The organism is Caballeronia udeis (genome assembly GCF_044909315.1).
GTDB lineage: Bacteria > Pseudomonadota > Gammaproteobacteria > Burkholderiales > Burkholderiaceae > Caballeronia > Caballeronia udeis_A.
Genome location: NZ_JBIYEB010000002.1, coordinates 423,761 through 448,731, shown reverse-complemented (window position 1 = coordinate 448,731; position 24,971 = coordinate 423,761). Strand labels below are relative to the sequence as shown.

25 protein-coding genes, 1 tRNA gene and 1 pseudogene are annotated in these 24,971 nt (G+C 61.2%); 15 read left to right on the top strand and 12 right to left on the bottom strand.

Going from position 1 to position 24,971, the window contains the following annotated elements:
• Window positions 1–14: 14 nt before the first annotated feature.
• Window positions 15–908 (bottom strand): LysR family transcriptional regulator, encoded by an 894-nt coding sequence (locus ABH944_RS04715; RefSeq protein WP_404604360.1) that lies wholly within the window; start codon window positions 906–908, stop codon window positions 15–17.
• 401 nt (window positions 909–1,309) lie between these two features.
• On the opposite strand from ABH944_RS04715, the pseudogene ABH944_RS04710 reads away from it, so the two are divergent.
• A pseudogene (locus ABH944_RS04710) lies at window positions 1,310–1,626 on the top strand (hypothetical protein).
• Window positions 1,627–1,753: 127 nt separating this feature from the next.
• Window positions 1,754–2,011, top strand: a complete 258-nt coding sequence (locus ABH944_RS04705; protein ID WP_404604361.1) for a transcriptional regulator — start codon at window positions 1,754–1,756, stop codon at window positions 2,009–2,011.
• Window positions 2,012–2,413: 402 nt separating this feature from the next.
• On the opposite strand, the gene ABH944_RS04700 is transcribed toward ABH944_RS04705, so the two are convergent.
• The 5 genes from ABH944_RS04700 to ABH944_RS04680 all read right to left on the bottom strand — a co-directional run bounded on the left by ABH944_RS04700 (window position 2,414) and on the right by ABH944_RS04680 (window position 5,980).
• Window positions 2,414–2,490, bottom strand: a tRNA-Pro gene (locus tag ABH944_RS04700).
• Between the two features lie 171 nt (window positions 2,491–2,661).
• On the bottom strand, window positions 2,662–3,039 hold the full coding sequence (locus ABH944_RS04695) for a hypothetical protein (protein WP_404604362.1): 378 nt from the start codon (window positions 3,037–3,039) through the stop codon (window positions 2,662–2,664).
• Between the two features lie 118 nt (window positions 3,040–3,157).
• Window positions 3,158–4,126: a LysR family transcriptional regulator gene (locus ABH944_RS04690; RefSeq protein WP_404604363.1), complete on the bottom strand. Its 969-nt coding sequence runs from the start codon at window positions 4,124–4,126 to the stop codon at window positions 3,158–3,160.
• 33 nt (window positions 4,127–4,159) lie between these two features.
• Window positions 4,160–5,140, bottom strand: a complete 981-nt coding sequence (locus ABH944_RS04685; RefSeq protein WP_404604707.1) for a LysR family transcriptional regulator — start codon at window positions 5,138–5,140, stop codon at window positions 4,160–4,162.
• A gap of 24 nt (window positions 5,141–5,164) precedes the next feature.
• The gene (locus ABH944_RS04680) at window positions 5,165–5,980 is read right to left on the bottom strand and encodes an IclR family transcriptional regulator (protein WP_404604364.1); all 816 of its coding nucleotides are present in this window, start codon (window positions 5,978–5,980) and stop codon (window positions 5,165–5,167) included.
• Between the two features lie 236 nt (window positions 5,981–6,216).
• Between ABH944_RS04680 and ABH944_RS04675 the strand changes: the two genes are divergently transcribed.
• The 8 genes from ABH944_RS04675 to ABH944_RS04640 all read left to right on the top strand — a co-directional run bounded on the left by ABH944_RS04675 (window position 6,217) and on the right by ABH944_RS04640 (window position 14,172).
• Entirely contained in the window at window positions 6,217–6,909 is a 693-nt protein-coding gene (locus ABH944_RS04675) for a 3-oxoacid CoA-transferase subunit A (protein ID WP_404604365.1), read from the top strand.
• Between the two features lie 126 nt (window positions 6,910–7,035).
• A complete protein-coding gene (locus ABH944_RS04670) occupies window positions 7,036–7,704 on the top strand; it encodes a 3-oxoacid CoA-transferase subunit B (protein ID WP_404604366.1) in 669 nt (222 codons plus the stop codon).
• Window positions 7,705–7,729: 25 nt separating this feature from the next.
• Window positions 7,730–8,932, top strand: a complete 1,203-nt coding sequence (gene pcaF / locus ABH944_RS04665; RefSeq protein WP_404604367.1) for a 3-oxoadipyl-CoA thiolase — start codon at window positions 7,730–7,732, stop codon at window positions 8,930–8,932.
• Window positions 8,932–10,317, top strand: a complete 1,386-nt coding sequence (locus ABH944_RS04660) for a 3-carboxy-cis,cis-muconate cycloisomerase (protein ID WP_404604368.1) — start codon at window positions 8,932–8,934, stop codon at window positions 10,315–10,317. Before pcaF ends, ABH944_RS04660 begins: the two co-directional genes overlap by 1 nt.
• A complete protein-coding gene (pcaD, locus tag ABH944_RS04655; RefSeq protein ID WP_404604369.1) occupies window positions 10,317–11,105 on the top strand; it encodes a 3-oxoadipate enol-lactonase in 789 nt (262 codons plus the stop codon). The genes ABH944_RS04660 and pcaD overlap by 1 nt, the downstream gene beginning before the upstream one ends.
• Before the next feature lies 1 nt (window position 11,106).
• Window positions 11,107–11,493: a 4-carboxymuconolactone decarboxylase gene (pcaC, locus tag ABH944_RS04650; RefSeq protein WP_404604370.1), complete on the top strand. Its 387-nt coding sequence runs from the start codon at window positions 11,107–11,109 to the stop codon at window positions 11,491–11,493.
• Between the two features lie 563 nt (window positions 11,494–12,056).
• Window positions 12,057–13,265, top strand: a complete 1,209-nt coding sequence (gene bamC, locus ABH944_RS04645) for an outer membrane protein assembly factor BamC (RefSeq protein WP_404604371.1) — start codon at window positions 12,057–12,059, stop codon at window positions 13,263–13,265.
• Window positions 13,266–13,884: 619 nt separating this feature from the next.
• Complete coding sequence (locus ABH944_RS04640; RefSeq protein WP_404604372.1) at window positions 13,885–14,172, top strand: putative quinol monooxygenase; 288 nt, start codon at window positions 13,885–13,887, stop codon at window positions 14,170–14,172.
• A gap of 68 nt (window positions 14,173–14,240) precedes the next feature.
• On the opposite strand, the gene ABH944_RS04635 is transcribed toward ABH944_RS04640, so the two are convergent.
• From ABH944_RS04635 to ABH944_RS04625, 3 genes are all read right to left on the bottom strand, one after another.
• The gene (locus tag ABH944_RS04635; RefSeq protein ID WP_031358965.1) at window positions 14,241–14,504 is read right to left on the bottom strand and encodes a hypothetical protein; all 264 of its coding nucleotides are present in this window, start codon (window positions 14,502–14,504) and stop codon (window positions 14,241–14,243) included.
• Window positions 14,505–14,734: 230 nt separating this feature from the next.
• Window positions 14,735–14,974, bottom strand: coding sequence for a hypothetical protein (locus tag ABH944_RS04630; protein ID WP_404604373.1), 240 nt, complete (start codon window positions 14,972–14,974; stop codon window positions 14,735–14,737).
• A 278-nt stretch (window positions 14,975–15,252) separates the two neighbouring features.
• Window positions 15,253–15,894: a YdcF family protein gene (locus tag ABH944_RS04625; RefSeq protein WP_404604374.1), complete on the bottom strand. Its 642-nt coding sequence runs from the start codon at window positions 15,892–15,894 to the stop codon at window positions 15,253–15,255.
• Window positions 15,895–16,285: 391 nt separating this feature from the next.
• On the opposite strand from ABH944_RS04625, the gene ABH944_RS04620 reads away from it, so the two are divergent.
• Window positions 16,286–16,600 (top strand): hypothetical protein, encoded by a 315-nt coding sequence (locus tag ABH944_RS04620; protein ID WP_062087073.1) that lies wholly within the window; start codon window positions 16,286–16,288, stop codon window positions 16,598–16,600.
• A gap of 310 nt (window positions 16,601–16,910) precedes the next feature.
• Here the strand turns inward: ABH944_RS04620 and ABH944_RS04615 are convergent, their stop codons facing one another.
• A complete protein-coding gene (locus ABH944_RS04615) occupies window positions 16,911–17,171 on the bottom strand; it encodes a hypothetical protein (RefSeq protein ID WP_404604375.1) in 261 nt (86 codons plus the stop codon).
• Between the two features lie 467 nt (window positions 17,172–17,638).
• Window positions 17,639–18,037: a transposase gene (locus ABH944_RS04610; protein WP_047898056.1), complete on the bottom strand. Its 399-nt coding sequence runs from the start codon at window positions 18,035–18,037 to the stop codon at window positions 17,639–17,641.
• Between the two features lie 411 nt (window positions 18,038–18,448).
• On the opposite strand from ABH944_RS04610, the gene ABH944_RS04605 reads away from it, so the two are divergent.
• The 4 genes from ABH944_RS04605 to rluB all read left to right on the top strand — a co-directional run bounded on the left by ABH944_RS04605 (window position 18,449) and on the right by rluB (window position 24,567).
• On the top strand, window positions 18,449–19,363 hold the full coding sequence (locus ABH944_RS04605; protein WP_404604376.1) for a LysR family transcriptional regulator: 915 nt from the start codon (window positions 18,449–18,451) through the stop codon (window positions 19,361–19,363).
• 189 nt (window positions 19,364–19,552) lie between these two features.
• Window positions 19,553–20,806, top strand: a complete 1,254-nt coding sequence (locus ABH944_RS04600) for a pyridoxal phosphate-dependent aminotransferase (RefSeq protein ID WP_404604377.1) — start codon at window positions 19,553–19,555, stop codon at window positions 20,804–20,806.
• Window positions 20,807–21,260: 454 nt separating this feature from the next.
• The gene (gene scpB, locus ABH944_RS04595; RefSeq protein ID WP_404604378.1) at window positions 21,261–22,520 is read left to right on the top strand and encodes an SMC-Scp complex subunit ScpB; all 1,260 of its coding nucleotides are present in this window, start codon (window positions 21,261–21,263) and stop codon (window positions 22,518–22,520) included.
• 100 nt (window positions 22,521–22,620) lie between these two features.
• Window positions 22,621–24,567, top strand: coding sequence for a 23S rRNA pseudouridine(2605) synthase RluB (gene rluB, locus ABH944_RS04590; protein ID WP_404604379.1), 1,947 nt, complete (start codon window positions 22,621–22,623; stop codon window positions 24,565–24,567).
• 110 nt (window positions 24,568–24,677) lie between these two features.
• Here rluB and ABH944_RS04585 read toward each other — a convergent pair whose 3' ends face one another.
• The gene (locus tag ABH944_RS04585; protein WP_404604380.1) at window positions 24,678–24,941 is read right to left on the bottom strand and encodes a hypothetical protein; all 264 of its coding nucleotides are present in this window, start codon (window positions 24,939–24,941) and stop codon (window positions 24,678–24,680) included.
• Window positions 24,942–24,971: the final 30 nt, after the last annotated feature.

Genomic DNA, 24,971 nt, shown 5'->3' with positions numbered 1-24,971 from the left:
GTCCGGGCTAACCCTCATCCCGCAGGTGACGACAGATGCTCGATCAACGCCTGGACGGCCTTCAGGCGCGGCGACTTGCGCAGCGCGTACACGCACAGCTCCCGCTGCCCCCAAGGCTCGTCGAGCGGACGTCTCACGAAATTGCGCGTGCCTGCGAACGCGGATGCTGCGCTCGTTGGCACGATGCCTATCCCCAACCCGGCCTCGACCATCCGGCACTGCGCGTCGAAACTGTTGACCGTGACGCTGATCCTGAGCGACGCATGCGCCGCGACAGCACGCTCTTTGAGGAGCAGGTCAAGCGATCCGCCCGCTTGCAGCGCAACCAGCGGAAATCTCACGACATCGGAAAAGGACAGCTTGGCCGCGTCGGCGAGTTCGTGACCGGGAGGAAGCACGACCATTAGAGGATCGTCGGCGAAATGCCTTGATTCGATGCCAGTCGGTACAGACGCCGGTGCGGCACACACGCCGACGTCGGCACGATCTTCCAGGCACGCGCGCAGCACGTCGTCGCTGATGCGCTCGTCAAGCGCGATTTCGACAAGCGGATACGCCGCCTGAAAGCTCATCAACCGTTCGGGCAGAAATCCGACGACGGCGGACGCGTTGGCAAACAGGCGCACGACGCCCGACACCTGCCCGCTGAGAGATTGCACGTCGCGGGCGAGCGACTGAAGGTCATCGTGCAGCCTGGTCGCACGGACGAACGCGTGCCGCCCGGCTTCCGTCAACTCGACGCCGGACGGAGAACGCACCAGGAGTGGAAGACCAATGGCGAGTTCGAGATCGGCAATACGACGGCTCAGCGCCGAAGGCGCAATGTGCTCCCGCTTTGCCGCCCGTGCAATGGAGCCCTCTCTGGCAGTAGCCAGGAATAGCTCCAGGCTATACGGATCGATTCTCATGGTTCGGCGTCGGGACGACTTCAGTTAGGTCGGTCGATCTTACAAGGCCAGTTGGCGCGAGCAATTTCACTCTACTGTCAGCAATCTTGGGGGGCGGCGCCAGCGGTAAAGACGAGACGCTCGCTATCTCTTGTGGCGCTTTGAAACTGAGCTCTATGGCCGCTCGGCTACCGGTCAACCGGACGCAAGAATGCTGCAAACAAGTCTTCACGGTCTGATGTTCACGCGACAAGAGACGGTCGGGCGTCATAGCGGAATGGCCGTACCTGGCAGGACTGAGCCTGTCGTGGCCGGCGGCACACGTTCCACATCGAATCTTCAACGTCAAATACCCCCTTTCCCGGCAGCACGGATCCGCGACGGCGCTACACTAAAAAGGAAGCCGCACGCTGGAGAAAGCCATGACAGACCTTGACCCTGATACCGCCTTTCGGTGGTTACCCTTGATCCCGGAGCAGGGCGTGGAAGTGAGGCATTACATTAAGTTGGAGACGTAGCAGGCCTGCCTTGGGACACGCCGGGGCTAAGCGCGATGCTTAAGGACATGCTGCAACCCCCAGGTGACGACAACGACGGATTCGATGCCTCGGTAGAGAGGACGAAAGCGGCCGCCGAGCGCGCAATGGGTTCCGTTGAAGAAGAGATGGATCCTACCGAGGCGAGCGAGGAGTGGAGCGCCGCGATGGAGTCGGAAATTATGAAAGGGCCCAAGCGGTAGGGCTAGCGGGGCCGATTGCGAAGTTTCTCTCATCGCTGCTGCGTGCGTTTTCTACACTTGAGCGCCAGTCTCGGCCCATCGACACACGGGGCCGCGATATTTCCATCGGACACACGAGGGGCTGAAGATGCGACTAATCGAACCGGATGAACACAAGGAGTTTCTTGCGACCTTGGAACGAATTGGTCTGGCAAGAGATGATTTCAGTCTTCAGGAAACGGATACGACGGATCCCAAAGGCGACGAGAATTTCGGTCTGCAGGGCTATGTCGTCATTACCAGGCTATCGACGCGGGTGGCGAAGGAATACAGAATCGGCGACGAAGGCGACTGGCTAGAGCATTTCAGGAAAGATCTCGAAGCGGGCGCCTTCGATCTGGAATGAAATTGCGCATGCCATGGGAGCGAAGGTGACAAATTGCTGCCTGAGCGTGCGGGCTCTCGGTTTGGACTTTGTCCGGTGGCTGCGCTTAAATTGAATGGCCGTAACTTCTGCTACCGCGACGCGTGAATGCGTTGGCCGCGCTGAGCGAAGGACACATTCGCTGCCTCAGGGCGGGGCGTTAGTATCGCGCAGTAGTCATCCACTTTTCCCGCAAGTCTTACCGCTTCGGTTTTGTCCGTCTCACGAAAATCAGTCTGGGTCTCATTAATTCCGTTTTCCAACACGGCTTACGAGGCCCGCCAGACCGGCGCTGTGTTGGGGTCAATGTTGGGGTCGAACTACACATAAGAAAAAAGGACCTAGCCCGTTAAGGCTAAGTCCTTGATTCTTCTACTGAATTACTGGTCGGGGCGAGAGGATTTGAACCTCCGACCACCTGCACCCCATGCAGGTACGCTACCAGGCTGCGCTACGCCCCGAAAGAGGAAAAGTATATCAGACACTCTGACGTTTTAGAACCTGCGGACTCATCTTTGAAGCAAAAGCCCGTCAGTTTCACTCTTCCATCGAGCAAATGGCGTTCATTCCGCCACCGTGACAGATGCCGGAACACGGCTCCGCGGTTCGGCTTAGCCTGACCGCGCCCACACTCAATAGCGCAACTCGGATTGCGTGTATTCGGACGTATGGATGATCACCGATGGTTCGACCGGGTTTCGGCTCCTCACGCGAAATCTCAAAGCCATCACGGCCGCGACAGCACAAGGAATCGCGTAAGCCAGGGCACGTTCGCCGCAAGCGGATAACGACGATAGATCGATGTACCGCTCACGATCGGTGGTGGTGGCCGACGCGAAAACGAAGGTCAGAGTGAAGTCCAGCAGCATTGCCAGACAGCAGAAGCCGATGAAAATCAGCGCGCCGTTCAACGTCGACGTACGGCGTCCTGTGTTCAACGTATTGCAGACAAACACAAACAACGCCAACAGCAAGAAATTGACGATCAATGGAAACCAGGGGAAATTCATCTCACGCCCGCTTGGTAATCTTGGTGGAAGAAAGGAGTCGTCACTCGTCGGTTCCGGAGAGCCGAACGAGCGAAGTGGCGCGATCTTCACACGAGCGGTAACGTGATTTGAATACGATTTATCCTAGTTTTCGAGGCTCCGGCGAAGACCCGCGCGAGCGGACGGGGGCCACCGGTCGCGGCATGGAGCCGTCGACGGAGTCATCGGCGGCGAGCGCTTCGGAGACGAAATCGATGAACGTCCGCACCTTCGTCGTCATGTATTTACGGCTCGTGTAAACGGCGTACACGCGAGGCGCGAAGGTCGCGTAATCGGGGAAAAGGCGCGTCAGCGCGCCCGACGCCAATTCCTGCGCGACGATCCATTCGGGAAGGTAGGCAAGGCCAATTCCCGCGCGTATAAGTTGCAGCGACATGGAACTGTCGTTGGTCTTGAGCACAGGGCTGTTTTTCACCGCGAAAACACCATCGGGACCGGAGAACTCAACCGTATCCACACTGGTGTACGACGGCAGCACGATTTCATGACGTTCGCTGAGTTCGCTGGGATGCCGCGGATAACCCCGCCGCTTCAGATACTCGGGCGAGCCCACCAGCACGAACGGCACTCTGCAGAGCGGTCGCACAATCATCGTGGGAGAGGGTTCCGACGTCGCCCGCAACGCCATGTCATATCCTTCTTCCACCAGGTCGGCAAAGCGGTTTTCCAGTCGCAGATCAATCAGCACGTCCGGATAACGCGCGCGATAGGCCACCAGAATATCGGCGAACTTCGCGGTTGCGAACCAGCCCGGCGCCGTGATCTTGAGCACGCCGCGCGGTTGGTCGGTCTGCGAGCCGACCGCCGCTTCAGCGGCCTGCAGGATATCCAGCGCCTCCCGGCACTGCTCGTAATAAACGCTGCCGGCTTCCGTGAGGCTCAGATGACGCGTCGTCCGGTTCAGCAAGCGCACGCCAAGTTGCCGTTCCAGATTAGCGACGTGCTTGCTGGTCATCGCCGTGGAGATATCGAGACGCTCGGCGGCTTTGACAAAACTGCCGGCTTCAACGACGTCCCGGAATACCCGCAGACTGGTTAATGCATCCATGACACTTTCCTGACGGGAAACGAAGTCCCCAGTTTAGCGGCGTTTGTCTTCATGCCGCGCGCGCCCGGGGCGCTTGGGCCATTCATCGAGTTCATCATTGAAGAGCGCGGCGACCACGCTGCGCAGCCACATGATCCGTGGATCGTTATGAAACTTGCGATGCCAGTGCTGCTTCAGATCGAAGTTCGGCAAGGGCAGCGGCGGTTCGGCCAGCGTGATGGACGCATGTTCTGTCACGTACGCATAGCCGATGGCGTGCGGCACCGTCGCAATCAGGTCGGTGCGCGAAAGAATGAACGGCAAGCTCATGAAGTGCGGTGTCTCCAGCACGGCGCGGCGGCGGATACGTTTCTTGTCCAGGAAGTTTTCCAGGACTTCCTGGCTGCGTCCCTCGGCCCGCACGACTGCGTGGCCGTACTCCACGTACTGGGCGAGCGTCAGGGGGCTGCGAGCGCACGGATGATCGCGCCGCATCAGGCAGATGAAGCGATGCGAAAAGAGCCGCTGCTGGAAGAAATTGTTGCCGGCGAGATCGGGGAAATAACCAATGGCCAGATCGATGTCACCGCTTTCCAGGGCGCGTTCGACCTGATCGTGTTTCAGCGACACCGAACGCAGGTTGGCCTGCGGCGCAACGGTGGCGAGGGTCTGCAACAGGCGCGGCAAGAACACGATTTCACCGACATCCGAGAGCGCGATGGCGAAGGTATCGGTGGTGAGGGCGGGATCGAAATGCTGGGTATCGAGCAAGCCGCGCTCGATCCGGTTCAACGCCTCGCGAGCCACGGGCACAAGCGCCAGGGCACGCGGCGTGGGTTCCATGCCGCGCGATGTCCGCACGAACAGTGGGTCGCTGAAATAGTCGCGCAAGCGGCCGAGCGCCGTGCTGACACGCGGCTGGCTCACGCCAAGCCGTTCGGCTGCGCGGCTTACGTTGCGCGTCTCCTCGATCGCGACCAGGTAGGGGATCAGGTTCAGGTCTAGCTCGTGCAGCGCGAGGTCCCCCGGTTTCATCGGCATGATTTGATTGGCCTCCGCCTAGCCACGTCTCGCGACCATGTCGGAGACACGCTGGGCCGCGTCCAGCAGCGGCTCCAGAAACGCCTTCACCATCTGCTTTGCGTTCTTGCGCTGCGCGTTGCCGCTGATGTTCAGCGCTGCGATCACGCGTCCCTGCCGGTCGCGGATAGGCGCGGACATCGAAATGAGACCTTCTTCCAGTTCCTGGTCGACGATCGCCCAGCCTTGCTTGCGTACCACGGCCAGCGAGGCTTTCAGCGCGGTTTTATCGGTGACTGTGCGCGGCGTGCGGGCTTCCAGGGAACTGGCGTCAAGCACGGCATCGAGTTTGTCTTCGTCGAGCGCGGCAAGCAGCACGCGTCCGAGCGATGTGCAGAACGCCGGTAAACGGCTGCCGATGGACAGATTGATCGTAATGATCTTATGCGTCGGCACGCGCAGCACGTACACGATTTCCGTTCCGTTCAGCACGGCGGCCGAACAGCTCTCATGCACCTGGCCTACCAGTTCCTCCATCACCGGTTCGGCGAGATTCCAGAACGGCATCGACGTCAGGTAGGCAAAACCGAGGTCCAGGATTTTCGCGGTCAGCGTGAAATGGCGCCCGTCAGCCTCGACATAACCCAGCGCCTGGAGGGTGAGCAGGATGCGGCGCGCGCCGGCGCGAGTCAGCCCCGAGGCCGCGGCGACTTCCGACAAGGTCTGCGCCGGACGCGTAGCATCGAAGGAGCGAATCACCGACAAACCGCGCGCAAACGACTGCACATAAGCATCGCCGGGCCGCGAAGGGGACTCGGAATCAGGCAAATCGGCTTCGCCAGGAGGCGTGGTCATCGCTGTCTCATCCTGTAAGTTGAGCAAATCGCGGCCGCATCGGGACAAACCCGAAGTTCATTGACAGCGCAACGAATGCGGGAATACCATGACGTTTGTTCGCTAAACGAATCGATGTTCGCATAGCGAACTAAAAAATGCAAGCGCTGCCGGTCGAAATCCAGTCATCCGGCGCGCTTTGATTCAGTTGCAATGCGGCTTCGATGCATTCGGCACTCGTCAAAGGAAGAGACGGCATGATCAACAAGATTTTCGACACGCTGAGTTCAGCGGTGAAGGACGTTCAGGACGGCGCGACAGTGATGATCGGTGGGTTCGGCACGGCGGGCATGCCGTCGGAACTGATCGATGCACTGATCGAGCAGGGCGCGCGCGAACTGACGATCGTGAACAACAACGCAGGCAATGGCGAGACCGGCCTCGCGGCGCTCCTGAAAGCGAAACGCGTGCGCAAGATCATCTGCTCGTTCCCGCGCCAGAGCGATTCGCAAGTGTTCGACGGCTTGTACCGCGCGGGCGAACTCGAACTCGAGCTTGTGCCGCAAGGCAATCTCGCCGAGCGCATTCGCGCGGCGGGCGCGGGTATCGGCGGATTTTTCACGCCCACGGCCTATGGCACGAAGCTGGCGGAAGGCAAGGAGACACGTTTTATCGATGGCCGGCATTACGTGCTCGAAGCGCCGCTGCACGCCGATTTCGCGCTGATTAAGGCATTCAAGGGCGACCGGTGGGGCAATCTCGTTTATCGGAAGACAGCACGCAACTTCGGGCCGATCATGGCGATGGCAGCCAAGACCGCCATCGTGCAGGTCTCGCAAGTCGTGCCGCTCGGTGCGCTGGACCCGGAAGACATCGTGACGCCGGGCATCTTCGTGCAGCGTGTGATCGAAGTGCCGCAAGCGGTGCACGCGGCAGAACTGGCGGCTTAAACAGAGTGGCAACGAGGGCGTAACGCCCAAACTGTGCACGCGGCAAATCCGGTTTCTCGCGCGACGGCTAAGCAAGGCACGCTGCGGTAACGGAAATCGAAGGCTGCATCAAGCAAGGACATCGACATGAAAAAACTGACTCGTGACGAAATGGCGCAACGCGTCGCCCGCGACATTCAGGAAGGCGCTTACGTGAACCTGGGCATCGGCGTGCCAACGCTCGTCGCCAACCATCTCGCGGCAGATCGCGAAATCTTCCTGCATAGCGAAAACGGTCTGCTCGGCATGGGGCCGGCGCCGGCGAAAGGCGAGGAAGACGACGAGCTCATCAACGCCGGCAAACAGCACGTGACGCTGCTTACTGGGGGCGCCTATTTTCACCACGCCGATTCGTTCGCGATGATGCGCGGCGGCCACCTCGACATCTGCGTGCTCGGCGCGTTCCAGGTGTCGGCGAAAGGCGACCTGGCGAACTGGCATACCGGTGCGCCCGACGCCATTCCCGCTGTGGGCGGCGCAATGGATTTGGCGATCGGCGCGAAAAAAGTGTACGTGATGATGGAGTTGCTCACGAAGCAAGGCGAAAGCAAGCTGGTGGCCGAATGTTCGTATCCGGTGACGGGCGTGAATTGCGTGAACCGCGTGTACACGGATCACGGTGTGTTCGACGTGACTCCGAGTGGTTTCGTGGTGCGGGAAATTATCGAAGGCTTGTCGTTCGAAGAACTGCAGAAACTGGCGCAAGTGCCGCTGACGTTTGAACCGCTCGACGCGGCCACGACGCTCGAAGCGTAATCAAGGAGTAGTCAAGGAGATGGGCATGAAAGAAGCTTTTATTTGCGACGCGATTCGCACACCGGTCGGCCGTTACGGCGGCGCCTTGTCCTCAGTTCGTGCCGATGACCTCGGCGCCGTGCCGCTGCGCGCATTGATGGAGCGCAATAAAGAGGTGGACTGGAACGCCGTCGATGACCTGATCTTCGGTTGTGCGAATCAGGCCGGCGAAGACAACCGTAACGTCGCGCGCATGTCGGCGTTGCTGGCCGGTTTGCCCGAAGGCATTCCCGGCTCGACCATCAACCGCTTGTGCGGATCGGGCATGGACGCAATCGGCGTGGCGGCACGCGCGATCAAGTCAGGCGAAGCCGCGCTGATGGTGGCAGGCGGCGTGGAAAGCATGAGCCGCGCGCCGTTCGTGCAGGGCAAGGCGACCACGGCGTTTTCGCGTCAGGCAGAGATCTTCGATACGACCATCGGCTGGCGTTTCATCAATCCGCTGATGAAGAAAATGTACGGCGTCGATTCGATGCCGGAGACGGCCGAAAACGTCGCGACCGACTATAAGGTGAGCCGCGAAGACCAGGACGCGTTTGCTGTGCGCAGCCAGCAGAAAGCGTCGCGCGCGCAGAAGGACGGAACGCTCGCGCAGGAGATCGTGCCGGTTTCCATCGCGCAGAAAAAGGGCGATCCGGTGCTGGTCTCGCAGGACGAACATCCGCGCGAAACGAGCATGGAAGCGCTGGCGAAACTGAAGGGCGTCGTGCGTCCCGATGGCACGGTGACGGCGGGCAACGCGTCGGGCGTGAACGACGGCGCAGCAGCCGTGCTCCTCGCCGATGAAGACAGCGCCAAGCGTTTCGGCCTCGTGCCGCGTGCGCGCGTGTTGGGCATTGCAACCGCCGGCGTGCCGCCGCGCGTGATGGGCATTGGCCCGGCGCCGGCGTCGCAGAAGCTGATGAAGCGCCTGGGCATGACCATCGATCAATTCGATGTGATCGAGCTGAACGAGGCGTTTGCATCGCAAGGGCTGGCTGTGCTGCGCATGCTCGGCATTGCCGATGACGATCCCCGCGTCAATCCGAACGGCGGCGCGATCGCGCTCGGCCATCCGCTCGGCATGAGCGGCGCGCGCCTGGTCACGACCGCGATGTATCAGTTGCATCGGACGGGCGGACGCTTCGCGCTGTGCACGATGTGCATTGGCGTGGGTCAGGGCATTGCGATCGCTATCGAGCGTGTGTGATGTCTGAGCCGACATTTTCGGCGTCGGGACGGCTGACGGACCTGATCTGCGGCACACGCGAGATGAATGCCGTGTGGTCCGCACGTCAGACCGTCCAGTCGATGCTGGATGTCGAGGCCGCGCTTGCGCGGGCATCGGCGGAGCATGGGGTGATTCCTTCGAGTGCGGTGGCGGCGATCGTGGCTGCTTGCAACGCTGATCTGATTGATCCCGACGCGTTGATGGCCGGAGCCGCGTCCGGCGGCAACCTCGCCATTCCGCTGGTGAAGTTGCTGACCGCAGCGGTCAAACTTAAGGACGCCGATGCCGCCAAGTATGTGCATTGGGGCGCGACGAGCCAGGACATTATCGATACCGGTACGGTCCTGCAACTGCGTTCCACGTTCGACTTGTTGGAAGCGGGGTTGAATGAGGCTTGCGACGCGCTGGCGAATCAGGCGGCGAAATTTCAGACCACGCCGGCGATCGGCCGGACCTGGCTTCAACAGGCTTTGCCGATCACGCTCGGCCTCAAATTTGCTCAATGGCTGGATGCGTTGACGCGGCATCGCGAGCGTCTTGCGCAATGCCGTTCGCGCGCGCTCGCACTGCAATTCGGCGGCGCGGCCGGGACGTTGGCGAGCCTGCGGGACAAAGCACCGTTGGTAGCGCTTTCGCTTGCCGACGACCTCGACCTCCAACTTCCCTCGTTGCCGTGGCATACCCAACGCGATCGCATTGCGGAAGCGGCGGCATGTTTCGGCATGCTGACCGGTACGCTGGGGAAAATCGCGCGCGATATCTCGTTGCAGATGCAGACGGAAGTCGGCGAACTGGCCGAGCCGGCTGCGGTGGGCAAGGGTGGTTCATCTACGATGCCGCACAAGCGCAACCCGGTTGGCTGTGCAGCTGTTTTAACAGCCGCAATGCGAGCGCCGAATCTGGTCGCGACCGTGTTCAGCGGCATGGTCCAGGAACATGAACGCGCGCTCGGCGGCTGGCAGGCTGAATGGGAAGCGTTGCCCGACCTTGCCCGCCTGACGGGCGGCGCGCTCGCGCAGATCACGGCGATCGTGTCGAATATCGAAGTGAATGCCGGGCGACTCGCCGCCAACCTGGATCTCACGCACGGGTTGATTCTCGGCGAGGCTGTGATGCTCGCGCTGGGCGACCGTATTGGCAGGCTCGACGCGCATACGCTCGTGGAACATGCATCGAAGCAAGCCGTGACCACCGGCGCGACGCTTTACGACGTGCTCTCGAACGACGAACGCGTCACGCAACAACTCTCTCTCATTGAACTGCAAGCCTTGCTCGACCCGGCGAACTACGCGGGCCAGGCGCATGCTTTTGTCGACGCCGCGCTGCTTGCGCATCGATCCCCTTCATCCAGGAGTCTCCCGTAATGCCTTTTGCCGCCGTCAACGGTATTCAACTCTTTTATCGCGTCGACGCCGCCGCCGGCAGCGACGCGCCCTGGCTCGTGCTGTCGAATTCGCTCGGCGCTGACGTATCGATGTGGACCCCGCAAGTCGAAACGCTCGCGGCTAAATATCGCGTGTTGCGTTACGACACGCGCGGCCACGGCCGCTCGGACGCGCCAAAAGGGCCGTACACGCTCGACCAGCTCGTAGGCGACGTGATCGGTTTGCTCGACACGCTCGGCATCAAGCGCGCGCACTATTGCGGCCTCTCAATGGGCGGGCTGACCGGCATTGCGCTCGCGGCACGCCACCCGGAGCGCTTCGAGCGCGTGGTGCTGTCAAATACAGCGGCGCTGATCGGCTCGGACGCAATCTGGACGCCCCGGGCGGCGAAAGCTCGCGAGGAGGGTGGCATGCCTGCATTGGCCGACGCCGTCCTGCCGCGCTGGTTCACGGCTGGTTTCATGGCGGCGCAGCCGCTTTTGCTGTCCGGCATTCGCGACGTATTCCGCCACACGCCGGGCGAAGGTTATGCGTCGAATTGCGAAGCGATCCGCGACGCCGATGCTCGCGAAGAAGCGAAGACCATCAAGGCGCCGGTGCTGGTCATTTCGGGCACGCACGACCTGTCCACGACTGCTGCACAAGGGCGCGAACTGGCCGGATACATCGCGGGCTCTCGTTATGTCGAACTCGATGCCGCGCACTTGTCGAATATCGAGCAAGCGGACGTGTACACGAAAACGCTGCTCGGGTTCCTGGGAGCCTGAGATGACCGAAGACGAACGTTACGAAGCGGGCTTGAATGTGCGTCGCCAAGTGCTTGGCGATGCGCACGTCACGCGCTCGCTCGAGAACCGCACGGATCTCACGACCGAATTCCAGAACCTGATCACGCGCTACGCATGGGGCGATATCTGGACCCGCCCCGGCCTGCCGCGCCACACGCGCAGCCTCCTGACCATTTCGATGATGGTCGCCCTCAACCGCAGCGAAGAGCTCGCGCTGCATTTGCGGGCGGCGAAAAACAATGGCGTCACGCGTGAGGAAATCAAGGAAGTGCTGCTGCAGACCGCTATTTACTGCGGAGTGCCGGCGGCAAATTCGGCGTTCCATCTGGCGCAAAAAATCTTCGATGAGGACGATCGCGCGGCATAGCGCTCGTCCTGACCGATAAGCGAAATAGGGAGCCGGGCCTCACTGCAGGTCATGCTCATATAGATGATGGTTTATCCGATGTTGGTTGGATGTTGTTCGATCAGGACGGCGGCGTGGTTCACCACGCCGCCGTCTTTGTATTTCGGGCAATGGGTTTTGGTTCTTCGCGTGTTGCTGGTCTGAACACGTGCTCCATGTTTCCGTTCTCTTTGATTTAGCTTGATCAGGATACGCGGGTGACACTTCCCGTATATCTCGTCTTTGCTATTGCTGGATTTATGAGATGGAAGTGGCCTTTTGGGGGACGAGAAACGAAAGCAGGGCGGGTTGCAGAAACGGAGGTTCGAAAGTGTGCTGAAACGTCTCGGCCGGTGTCCCGGTAACACGATGCGCGAGCAAATTCCCGGGCAGGGAAGACATGCCCGAGGGCACGCCGCGCGTCCCGTGTCCTCCGGGACTTACAGCGTCAGGGGCACTGTTTTTGCACGGCGACGCGCGGGACCGGTAAAATGCTTGGTTGATCCACGGAAAACGCCGTGGCGTAGCGGAAGGATTTCCCAAACATGACAGATTTTCGTGTGAACAAGCCGGCTTTGAAGGTCGCAGCCCTCTTGATGGTGGGAGGCCTTGTTGCCGGATGCGGTACGTCGTCTCCCGATGCAATCAATTACAAGAGCGATTCCCGGTCAAAACAGGCGTCTCTTGCAGTCCCGCCCAATCTGCTCGACGAAACGGGGGATCAGCGGTCGTTACCGCCTCAGGGCGGGCAGGCTTCGCTTTCGGACCTCCAGCAAGTGCAGAAGGCCGCGCCGAACGCGCCCACGGTCATCCCGCCCGTGTCAGGCATGCATATTCAGCGTGACGGCACGGAGCGCTGGCTGGTTATCGACACCAAAGCGCCAGACCAGGTCTGGCCGCAGATTCGTCGTTTCTGGCAGGAACAGGGTTTTCTGCTTGTCGTGGATGCGCGTGACAAGGGCGTCATGGAAACCGACTGGAACGAAACACACCCGAATATTTCAGACGGGCTGATTCGCAACACGCTTTCAATGGCAACAGGCAACTCGTACGTTGCGGCCGAGCGCAACAAATACCGCACCCGGCTCGAGGCAGCGCCGAACGGCGGTACATATGTGTTCATCAGCCAGAAGGGCATGCGCGAAGCGCTGACGGGAACCAATAACGATCAAAGCCAGTGGCAGGCCAAGCCGAACGACCCGGCGCTGGAAGGCGAATACCTGAAACGCCTGATGGCGAACCTGGCGCTGGCTGATGCTCGTCAGGCTAGCGGCCAGACCGGCGCGACCGACGCTGCCATGGCTGCGGCGGCAGCAAGCTCGCCGTCGTCCGCTACTTCGGCACAGCGGGCTGCACAGAACGTCGCCCTTGCGGCACAGACGCCCATCCAGGAAGACGTGGTGCCGGAAGCCAACTCGGTGGAGATCAACCTGCCTGAGCCCTACGATCGCGCCTGGCTGCGAGTGGGTTTGGCGCTGGACCGTACGAACTTTACCGTCGACGACCGCGATCGTGGCCGCGGCATTTATTTCGTCCGCTATGTCGACCCGAAGGACTTGACGTCGGCGGAGCAGGGCTTCTGGAACCAGGTCTTCCATGGCAAGAAAGAGAAGCTGGCGAAGAACTACGAAATCAACGTGCGCGCGTTGACGGAGACGCAGACGCGTGTGTCGATCATCGACAGCAAGGGCAACGTCGACTCCTCGCCGCAAGCTCGCCAGATCATGGGCTTGCTCGACGACCAGTTGCGCTAACGCACATGGCGGTCTTCGGCAAGCGGATTCGGGGGACTGAATCGGCAAGCTGAATGTCACTGAAAGACAGCTCGCAATATGACCAACCCGCCTGAAGTTCAGGCGGGTTTTTTTATGCGCAGAAGATTACTTGAAGCATTTGATTAAACTTTTGTATTGAAATGCGCGGTAACACGCGCGAGTAACCGGTGTCTCCGCGTTACGCTTCTTGCGAAGGACTGCGGGGAAGGAAGCAATCCTTTCCTGATGTCGGCGGCGCGTTAGCAAGTAGTTACATTGTTGGGTTCGCGCGCTGTTTCTGCTTTTTTATGTGCGGGAAAGCTTATAGGAATCAACTGCATAGGGATTACATTGCAACTGTGGCATGCAATCTGCATGGCGTCCGCGGTGAAGCGGCGCCCTGCGTCACCGCCACCATACGTCACCAATTTTCTTTCACGAATTGCGATCCGCTGGCCAAGCGGATCTCGATGGCCCCGTCGCCTATCCTCGTAGGGCGACGGCTTTTGCCCGCGCTCCCCAAGGGAACGCGGGCTTTTTTCTGGGCGCACGCAAAGGCCGTTTTCAGCGAATGTGCGGCGTCGACGTTATGCTCGATTCTTTAATCTGGAGTCAAGTCATGACGGAAATCGCCGTGGTCGCAACATTCGTCGCCAAGCCGGGAAACGAAGACAAGCTGAAGGAGGCGCTGCAGGGTATCGTGGCGCCGACCCTCAAAGAACCCGGGGCGCTCCAGTACGACCTGCATCGCGATATCAAGGAGCCACGCCGCTTTGTATTCTTCGAGCGCTGGCTGAGCGAGGCGGCACTGGCGCAACACAATCAGACGCCACACATCCAGGCGCTCGGCAAGACGCTGCCGGACCTGATTGAGCACGGCGAAATCAGCGTAGTGGCGAAGCTCTGAGCGGCTGAAATGGAGACACGCGGGCGGCGATGCATTCGCGCTGCTCGGTGCCTCAGTGCCTCAGCACCTTAGTGGGTCTCGTGCGGCACGTCGAGGATCAGGATGATGGTCCAGTCGGCGTCGCCGTCATGGTGATACTGACGCTCGGCCACAATGAACGGTTGCTGTTTGCCGTCCGGGCCGAGAAACAGCACGTCGCCTTCCATGGGCAGGCACTCAACGGGCGGTAGCGCGAGATACGCGTCCTTGTCTTTTGCGTTACGCGGCATCAGCTTTTCAATCTTGCGTGATGCTGCTTCGGTCCATTCGATATCCAACTGGATGTTGCTCATACGATCCTCCGCACACGGGTGCGATTCAATTTATCGACGCGGAATGTAGCATACGCCGCGCCGGCGGAGGTATCGTTGCCGGCATCGTGGCCTGAAGTAGTCGTCCACGAACAAAAAAAGCCGGATACAACACTTTGCGCGTCGTATCCGGCTTTTTTGTCGAACGGTCTGCCAAACAGTTGCCAAATAGCTAACGTTTGCGCGCCGTTGCGACGCGTACGCCCGATCGCTTATTCGGCCGTGCCTTTCGAATGCTTCATACCGGGCTTCTTGTGATGCATGGGAGCCTTGTGCATCGGCATTTCACTCTGCATGTTCGACTGGCGTGCCTGCAGGTCCTGCGCGCGCTGCTCGATATCGGAGATCTTGGCCGGATCGGTACTCATCGTGACGCCCTGATCGGATTGTGCAAATGCTGCGCTGGTCATTGCGCTCAGGGAAAACAAGACTGCCAGGGACACTTTCTTCATTGTTACCTCCATAGACTCGTTGAACCCGGGTTGGCCTGTCCCGATTAGCGAGACATTACATGCTGCGTAGCAAATACCGATCCTGCTCGCGAATCGTTACATGTAGTTACAGTGCCGTCACATTTCAGCAATGGCGCTGCGGTTCGACTCTAACAGAGCTTCAGCCCGGCCAGTCGATTGACTGAGCCGGCGATAATACCGGCGAAGCGTTTTGGTTTCTAGTACTGAATTTGAGATAGCGGACAGTGTTTCTGCATGATTTGTAACATCGAAATGATTCAATAGAGCCCCAGGCGCCGGTACACCCGAAAGCGCGCGAGGCCGACCAGTTCATGAAGGGCAGTTTCTGCATCGATGAAACCACGCGAGCCGGGAAAGAAGGTGGCCTGAGGTTGCCGCACGTTGCTGGTGAACGCTTGCGTGTCGAGGCCGAAAGCATTGAAGGCCAGCAGTGACCGTTCCATATGATAAGCAGAGGTAATCAGTATCAGCGATTCGTCGGGTTCGGGTTGCACGATGCCGGCCACGTTACGGGCGTTCTGGTACGTATTAAGGCTTTCGTTTTCTATCACGAGATCGGAGGCGCTCACGCCGCGAGCAAGCAGGAAGGGGGCGTAATTGTCGGCTTCGGCTTGTTCGTGATGCTGCGGATTGCCGCCGCTTACGATTACGCGGCAAGCGCCGCCTGCGCGCCGACAGTCACGATACAGATCGGCTGTGACAACAATACGTGTGAACGCGTCGCGTTTTGGAACAAGATGTTTTTCGCTGTCGTAACGCGTGCCGCCACCCAGCAGGATAAAAGTCGTTCGCGATGCGAAATGCACGTCCTGCGGCGTCGATGTGGCTTCGAAGCCTCGCTGCGCAAGGTGCAGCAACGGCGCCGAAAGCCAGCCCGCGCCCAGCGCCCAGAACAGCACGAGGCAAACAACCGCAACAGCACGCCGGCGTTGTCGCCAAACGGCGAACAGTGCAAAGAAAAGCAGCAATAAAGTTATAAGAACCAATTTGGTTTGAGGTAACGTATAGGTTTTCGAGATAATCCGCTTCGTGGTCATCGCATTCGTGAGAATGCATCGACGGATCTGCGGAATGCTGTGTGTAGTGCGCGTTTAACGGGCGCTCGGAATTATAAGTAGCGGTAAGCAGAAATAAGCAGCACCTAGCGCAAGCGGCGGCTGCGAGTTCCGGTCAGGGGTCGCGAAGTCGGCATTTTGACTGGTTTCGGGGCGTGCCGCGTTTAGTCGGTGCCGCTGGCAGTCAGTTACTGCCATGTGGTGCCGTCACGGCTGCACTGGAAGACATAACGAGATGACCACGTATTCAAACGAAGCCGTACTCGAAGCGCTCCGGCGAGCTCAGTATCGTCAAGTTCCGTGGGCAAGACGCCCAAACGTTTTTAGCCATCTACGCGACTTGGGCCTGCTGGAACTGGTCCGGCAACGCACCGTAGCACCTGCTCCTGGTTTTCACGCTCCTGTGGACATCGCGGTGGTAACCGAGCGAGGCAAGCTCGAATTTTCCCGGCTCGCACGAGACGAGCGGTCGATGGACTGGGATCTGCACCGCGCCGCGCCTTATTCTCCGGCCGTCATTCAGGAACCCTTGGCCGAAGCGCGCGCGTAAAGCCCCTTTCATCCTCCGCGCTAAAATGGTCCTGCGTTCGCAGTGCCCGAGTGTCGGGCAAACGGTTGCGGCGGCTGTCGTACCACTTCCGGGTCGAATGAGTGCTGCTCTAAAGTGGCGCGCTCATGACCGCGGCAAAATTCCGGCAAAAAAAAGCCCGTACCACTAGGATACGGGCGTACCGGATCTACTTCTGCCACGCTGTGCTCATGGCATAACGTCGGACTTGTGCGATACGGAAGGGTTCCCCATCGGCTGAATATGGCTTGAATTAGCGATATTCCGGCGCTTTGGTGCGCGTCGGCGCTGCTCAGCGCTTTGGCGGTCGATTACTACGCTCCGGTTCCGGCCGCGCTCGCGCATTGCTCGCTATGTCGCCGCGCAAATCTCCGCGCGGCGCTGTTTCGGTTATTGCACCACCACGCACGGGTTCCTTTTTCCAGGTCTGCAGACCGGGTTGCGTTTGCGCGCGCAGTGCGAAGTTGCCCGCGGGCGAAGCGGCGTATATCGGAATTGCCGCGCCCAGCGATGAAACCACAATGCCGCACACCAGCAGTGACATTGGTTTCATGATGAAAACTCCCCTTCGGACCGATATTGGCCCGCTAGCCAGCTTCATAAGCTATGCCAGCACACGAAAGGATGCTGTAAATATTGGTAAAGAGTTGTTTCCTGATTTCCCGCACGGGACGGCAGGCAATGACAAAGCACGCGTTCAAGCGGCTGCAAGGTCAAAGTGTGCAAGACAAGGCATGCCATGCGCTCGCTTTCGGTCAACGAAAGGCGAGCGCTTGCCGGCAGATTTTTGACAGGCTAAAACGGTCTGCGAGCACAGACCGGCGACTCATCACTCGAGGAGAGGCATCGAGCGGGAACCGGGATAAAGCGCAGGGAAACCTGCGCGCGGGTGCTTCGCGTGAATCTGATCGTACCGCACTGGTCATACACAGCTCATCGTACAGCGCTGGTCACCGCGTGGGTCATACCGCGATCGACCATACAGCCCGAACGTGCTACTTGCTGCGTCGTGCCAGGCTGTCAGGCCATCTTGACCGGAGCGCGCCACGATTCCGGATTCGTCCAGAATGCGCCACGCAGACGGTCGCGGCTCGGCGGCACGGGTGGTTTCGCAGCGGTGGAACCGATCCGGCCCCGCAGCGACACCTCACGACCGTTGTTGCCAAGACGTTTCACGATTTCGGCGAGCGTACCGTCCGCTTGCCATTCGTCGAACCGGCGGCGGCAGGTCGGCGGCGACGGGTAGCGGCCCGGCAGCTTCGACCAGCCTTCACCCGTGGACAAGACCCACAACACGGCATTGACAACAGCGCGTGCTTCGACGCGCGGACGGCCGCGCCGTTCGCTGCGTGCCGGTTCTGCGCAAAACAAGGCCTCTACCAGCGCCCACTCGTTATCTCTTAAATCGTCGAACATCATGTTTCACCTCAGCGAAGCTAACCCCGGTGCGCTGCCCCGCGCCGCGCACTCTGGTCGGAATTCGAAGATCGAATCCAGGTAAGGTCGGAGCAGACATTGCGACGGACGATTTGCGTTTAAAACTGCAATGGCACCGACCCCTGCGCAACTTAATGCGAGAACCGTGCCATGCGTGTATCGATCGGTCGGAAAGCCTCGCGGCAGTAGGCTGGCGCGGTGCCAGCATGGGCCGTATGAGACGCTATAAGTGCAGTTAATGAAATCGGGACAATCACCAATCAAGTGCAACAAGCCCATCTGGCGTGCGCGAATGCATTTTTGCTGCACTGCAGCGCACACGATGAAACCGTTTTCCTGACCCGGCGTTGATCTACAATTCGCATTGATAAGCTGGATTGATGAGGGGAAGGTATGGGTCGGGCGCTCAATGTGACGTTGCGGCAGCTTCGTGTGTTTATCGAAGTCGCCAAGCTGCAAAGCTTCAGCCGGGCCGGGGACGAAGTCGGCTTGACGCAGTCCGCGGTGAGCCGGTGCGTGCGCGAGCTTGAGGGGGAAATCGGCCTCAAGCTGGTGGATCGCACCACCCGCGAAGTGCAACTCACCGATGTAGGCGCCAATCTCGTGGGCAGCGTGTCGCGGCTGCTGTCGGACCTCGATGAAGCGCTCCGGGAAATCCGCGACCTCGGCCAGCAGCGACGGGGGCGGGTGATCGTGGCAGCCAGTCCGACGGTGGCGTGCCGCTTGATGCCGCTGGTCATTTCGGCCTGCGTCCGGGAATTTCCGTTGATTTCACTGGGTTTGCGCGACGATCTGCAAAGCGATGTGATCCGCAAGGTCAAGTCCGGCGAAGTCGATTTCGGCGTGGCGATCGGCCCGTACGCCAATGACGAGCTGCATGGGGAAGTCGTGATGACCGACTCGTTCTGCGCGGTCGCGAGGCGGGACCACCCCCTTGCGGCGGCACAGGAGGTGCCATGGGCGGCATTGTCCGGCGAACGTCTGGTGATGCTGGATCACGCTTCCGGAAGCCGTCCGATTATCGATGCGGTGCTGCGCGAGCATCACGTTATCGCCGATGTGGTGCAGGAACTCGGCCATTCCGCCACCGTCTTCGGGCTGGTGGAGGCGGGCGTCGGCATTAGCGTGCTGCCGTGGCTGGCTCTGCCGTTGCCGGCGAACTCGTCGCTGGTGGCATTGCCGCTCGTGCCGCGGGTGGAGCGAACCGTCGAACTGGTGCGGCGGCGCGACCGGTCGTTGTCGCCTGCGGCCGAGTCGGTGTGGGGGCTGGTCGCCGGATTGCCGAAGCGCGTCGAGGAACTGGCGTAGCAGGCTTCTCGATAGCGTTGGCGGCTATGGGTGGGCTGGCTTCGTTCGATCGCCGAGGATTTGCCCGATTCCGCGCTTCGCGAAACACGCGAAAGCGCGAGAACTGGCCTGATGGCTAACGCGTGTGCCGTACCGCGCTTTTCGGAAGACGTCGCGTTAGACTTTCTCTTTCCATCGGCGGAGGCGGCAATGAGTGAGTCAGAAGGGGCGGTTATCTCGGAACTGGGTGCGCTGACCAGTGCGGCGGCCAATGCGCAGGAGGCGGGTGGACGTGCGCCGAATGCACGTGACGCGGTCCGTGCGTTACGCCCGTCGCAGATCCGTGAGGTTGCCAACGCGGGTTTCGGTGTCCCGGACGTCCTGCCTTTCTGGTTCGGCGAATCAGACCAGGTTACGCCGCAATTCATCCGCGAAGCCGCCAGCCGCGCGCTCGCCGATGGTGCAACCTTCTATACCCACAACCTGGGCATCGCCCCGTTGCGAGAAGCGCTTGCGGATTACGTCGGCAAGCTGCATGGCGCTACCCGGCCTGCTGAAATTGCCGTGACCAGTGCCGGCGTCAACGCGCTGATGCTCGCGACGCAACTGGTCGCAGGCGCGGGCGACCGTGTGGTGGCCGTCACGCCGCTGTGGCCGAATCTTGTTGAAATCCCGAAGATTCTTGGCGCGACGGTGGAAACGGTTGCGTTGACCTATGGTCCTGACGGCTGGACGCTCGATCTCGAACGTTTGCTTGCGGCGCTCACCCCGGGTACACGCATGCTGATGGTCAATTCGCCTAACAACCCGACCGGCTGGGTCATGACGCGCGAGCAGCAACGGGCAGTGCTCGACCGGTGCCGGCAGCTGGGCATCTGGCTGGTCGCTGATGAAGTATACGAGCGCCTCTATTACGGCGATGACGCCGCGGTCGCTCCTTCCTTCCTTGATCTGGCAACCCGCGACGAACGGGTGATCGCGGTGAATTCGTTCTCGAAGGCCTGGCTGATGACGGGCTGGCGGCTGGGCTGGATCGTGGCGCCCGAGCGTTTGATGGAGGATCTTGGCAAGCTGGTCGAGTACAACACGTCGTGTGCGCCTTCGTTTGTCCAGATGGCTGGTGTCGCCGCGGTGAAGGATGGTGGGCAGTTTACGCAGGAGCTGGTCGCCGGGCTGCGTGCGAGCCGCGATTACCTCGTGACGGCGTTGCAGCGCATTCCGGGTATCGACGTGCGGGCGCCCGCCGGCTCCATGTACCTGTTCTTCAGGTTTCCGGGCGCGGACCGCAGTCTTGATCTGTGCAAGGCGCTAGTGCGCGAGAGTGCGCTCGGACTGGCTCCCGGCAGCGCATTCGGGCCGGAAGGAGAGGGTTTTGTGCGCTGGTGCTACGCATGCGATACCGCTCGCCTGGACGCCGGGGTGGCACGCCTGAGGGCGTTCATGGAAGCGCACCCGGTTTCGTAAGGGCTGCGCGCTGTCGGGGCGCAAGGGTCGGACTGACGGGAACGGGGCGCGGGGTTTCAGCTCGCAAGGCCGCCAGACCGGATTGCCGGAGTGACCGCCAGACGTGACCGCCAGAAGTGACCGCCAGACGTGAGTCGGGCGGCGACCCAATGTTTCACCTTTACGCACCGTTTGTTTTTGCGTAATATGCGTCCAGTCACGCGCTTCCGCCTTGGAAAGTGCTACTTCGTCCGGCTGGGAAAAGCTCGGCGATCAGGATCTGATCCCGTATTTTGCCTCCCCCCGGTGCGTGCTCCCAATCAATATGACCGATCAGAAATCGGGCGAGCGCGTCTTCAGTATCCTCGTCCACGGTTTTCCAGTCTGAGCGTTGCGAATGGTTCGAGTAGTCGGCGTCATTCGATTCGGCCTGACTTGACCGGTTCATAGACCATACAGGGTCCTATCTAGCTGCATGAATACCCAAGAGGCGAAGATCGTCCTCGAGACTGCCTTGATCTGTGCGCAGGAGCCGCTGAAACTCGCCGAGTTGCGCAAGCTTTTCGCCGATGACATCTCGGCAGACACGGTTCGCACCTTGCTCGACGCCCTGAAGCAGGATTGGTCGGGACGCGGCGTGGAACTCGTGGCGCTGGCGTCCGGATGGCGGTTTCAGAGCAAACCTGCAATGCGGGCCTATCTCGATCGGCTACACCCGGAAAAGCCGCCCAAATATTCGCGAGCCGTTCTTGAAACGCTCGCGATCATTGGTTACCGGCAGCCTGTGACGCGTGGAGACATCGAAGAAATTCGCGGTGTCACGGTGAACACGCAGGTAGTGAAGCAACTGGAAGACCGCGGCTGGATCGAGGTCATCGGTCATCGCGACGTGCCGGGCCGTCCGGCGCTTTATGCCACCACCAAGCAGTTTCTGGATGACCTGGGCTTGAGCGCACTGGACGAGTTGCCCGCTCTCGACAACCCGTCGGCGCAACTGGAAGCGTCGTTGCTAGCGCAGCATGCAATCGATTTTCCCGGTGACGACGCGGCGGCAATCGGCGCCGCGCTGGTGCAGGGGTTGGAATCGAAGGGCGAAGCCGCTTTGTCGCTGGAGGCTCCGGACGCGGGCAATTCGCCGTTGCCCGAGCTTTTGTCCGACGCAGACCCCGCCGCGACAGCAACGGGTACGGCCGAAAACGAGGCGGGTAACGAGCACCGTGCTGTCGAACCTGGAACGCCGGATGCTGCACCGAGTACGACTACGCATGAAGCCGGTCAGTCGCCCCGTTCGCAGGAACCCGTGGCGGCCGAAGCAGTCCACCCGGAAGGCGAGCCGCTTTTGCGCTCGGGGACCGGTGCTGACGAGCCTGTGATTGAGGAGAACGCCGGCACGCAAACGAACGCACCGGCGCAATTTGAATCGCACGAACCGCAACAAGCGGTGCCGCTGACCAGCCCGGAGCCGCTTGAAGCGGTTGCGGGCATCAGCCGGGACCCAGTACAAGCAACGCCCGGCGACGCGCTCAAGCGTCGCGAGGCGGCGCCGGATGCCGGCGCATTGACGAGCGACGCAGCGCAACACGCATCACCGCGCGCCGCAGATGAATCCGATGGCGCTGACAACGCGCATGCATCGGATGCATCGAACCCATTCGACGCATCCGATGCGCCGGACGAATCAAGCGAAACCGACGAATTCAACGCACCGGACGACCAGACTGCGCGCCGCGCCTGAGGCCTGTTTGCCCGAACCTTCATTCGGCTGCTAATCACCATCGGCCGGATTTTTTGACGCGCCTGCGACGGGCGCGCGACCCGACACAATTGAGGTTGTTTTGACACATTCCCACGACAGCGATTCGCCCGAATCCGAGCGCCCCGTTCGTGCCGATGAAGCACATGGCCAGGCCGACGCAGGTGAACGCACACGCAATGACGAACCCGCGGACGGCGAAGAACGTCCGCGTCGAGGTTTGCGGCGCGGGCCTCGCAGCCTGATCGCCCGCCGTCGCGCCGTCGCCAAGACGAAGGGCGCCGACGGTGCACCATCGGCGGCGCCGGCTGGCGTGATTGCTGAAGCTCCCCCGGATGGCGTGGTTGCTGCGCAAGTGCGGATGCCGCGCAAGGATGCGGGCTCGCGTGGGCCGCGCAACGGCGCAGGGAGTGGCGACGGTGCACGGACCGGGGCGGCCGGCAAGCCCCGCGGTCCGCGTGAAGCGTCGGCCGAGGGTGCTCGCGAAGGCCAGCCGCCGCGCGAAGGCGGCCGTCGCCCGGCGCGGCAGGCTCAACCCGGACAGGCTCAAAAGCGCGGTCGCCGCGATGACACGGCAGCACCGGCAATGTTGGCCTCGGCAACCGCAGCAGGAGGGTCAGAGGACGACGTTTTCGCCTACGTGACATCACCAGCATTCGACGCCGACAACACCACGGGCGGCGTGCGCGCTCCCATGTTGCGCCGTGGCCGTAGCGCTCCCCAAAAACGCGTGCTCGAAGCGGACGACGACACGCCGAAACTTCACAAGGTGCTCGCCGAGGCGGGCATGGGTTCACGCCGCGACATGGAAGAGCTGATCGTGGCCGGCCGGGTATCGGTGAACGGAGAGCCGGCGCATATCGGCCAGCGCATCATGCCGACCGACCAGGTCCGCATCAACGGCAAGCCTGTGAAGCGCAAGCTCGCCAGCAAGCCGCCGCGCATCCTCCTGTATCACAAGCCGACCGGCGAGATCGTCAGTCACGCCGACCCGGAAGGCCGTCCTTCTGTCTTCGACAACCTCCCGCCAATGAAAACGGCCAAATGGCTCGCGGTCGGGCGGCTCGACTTCAACACCGAAGGTCTGTTGCTGCTGACGACGTCCGGCGATCTGGCCAACCGCTTCATGCACCCGCGTTACAGCGTCGAGCGTGAATATGCGGTGCGGGTGGTGGGCGAATTGTCAGAAGGCATGCGTCAAAAGTTGCTGCATGGCGTGGAGCTGGAAGACGGCCCGGCCAATTTCCTTCGTATCCGCGATGGCGGCGGCGAAGGCACGAATCATTGGTATCACGTGGCGCTGGCTGAAGGCCGGAACCGCGAGGTGCGCCGCATGTTCGAAGCGGCCGGCCTCATGGTGAGCCGGCTGATCCGTACGCGTCACGGCCCGATCGCTTTGCCCAAGGGGCTCAAGCGCGGTCGCTGGGAAGAACTCGAAGACAACGAAGTGCGTGGTCTCCTGGCGTCGGTTGGATTGAAAGCACCGGCCGAAGAACGGGGCGCGCGCAGCGCTGCGCCGCGCATTCAGCCGGATCCGCTGCAAACGTCGATGGGCATCATCACCCGTGAACCCGTGCTCAGCTCGCATGGCCGATTCGCCCAGACGCCGACACGCGGCGGCCCAGGCGGCGCGGGCGGCCGGCGCGGCGCACCCGGCGGTTTCGGCGGTGGCTCCTCCAGTGGCGGTTATGCGGGCAATGGCGGCGGAGGCTACGGCGCGCGCGGCAGCAACGGCGGCCGGGAAGCCAACGGCAACCGTGCTGGCGGCGAAGCGAACGGGAATCGTGCGATTCCACGTCCAGGTGGCTCGGCAGGTGGCCCACGCGGCAGCCGTTCGCCCGGTTCGCCTGCCATGGGCGGTGGCAATGGCGCAGGCGGACGCTCCGCAAACGCCGGCGGCAAACGCCCCGGCCAGGGTGGCCGTCAAGGCCCGGCTGGCGGCGGTGCGCAAGGTAATGGCGGCAATGCAGGCGGCGCGGGCCGCGGCGGCGCACGCCCGGCGCCGCGCAACCGGACACGCGGACGCTAAGACTTAGACTTAGATAGTCAGATTCCGCGCCCGGCACAAACATCAGAAATTTCTACGGCGCGGCATGTGACTTGAACGGACAGGGTGAAGACGGGCACCGGATCGCCCGCTCACTTGCCCGTGAAATTCAGCTCGATCAGTTTTAGCCTGGGAAGTCCGACAAACGGGTGATGAATGCCTTCGATTTGCCTTGTAAATGGCCCCCAAATGGCTATATACAGGGCGCATTGGTTGCGTTTATCCCGAAAAATGGCTAAAATCACAAAGTCGCTGGGCATGGTGTTTTGTTTCGCCGCCCGGATGTGATCTCGGTACAGAAGGATGGGCGTTGCGCCCATTTTTTTTTGGCCGTTCGGTTCAGCATCTTGGGGCAACGAAAGTGCGCCGGCTCAAGGCGCGGTCCG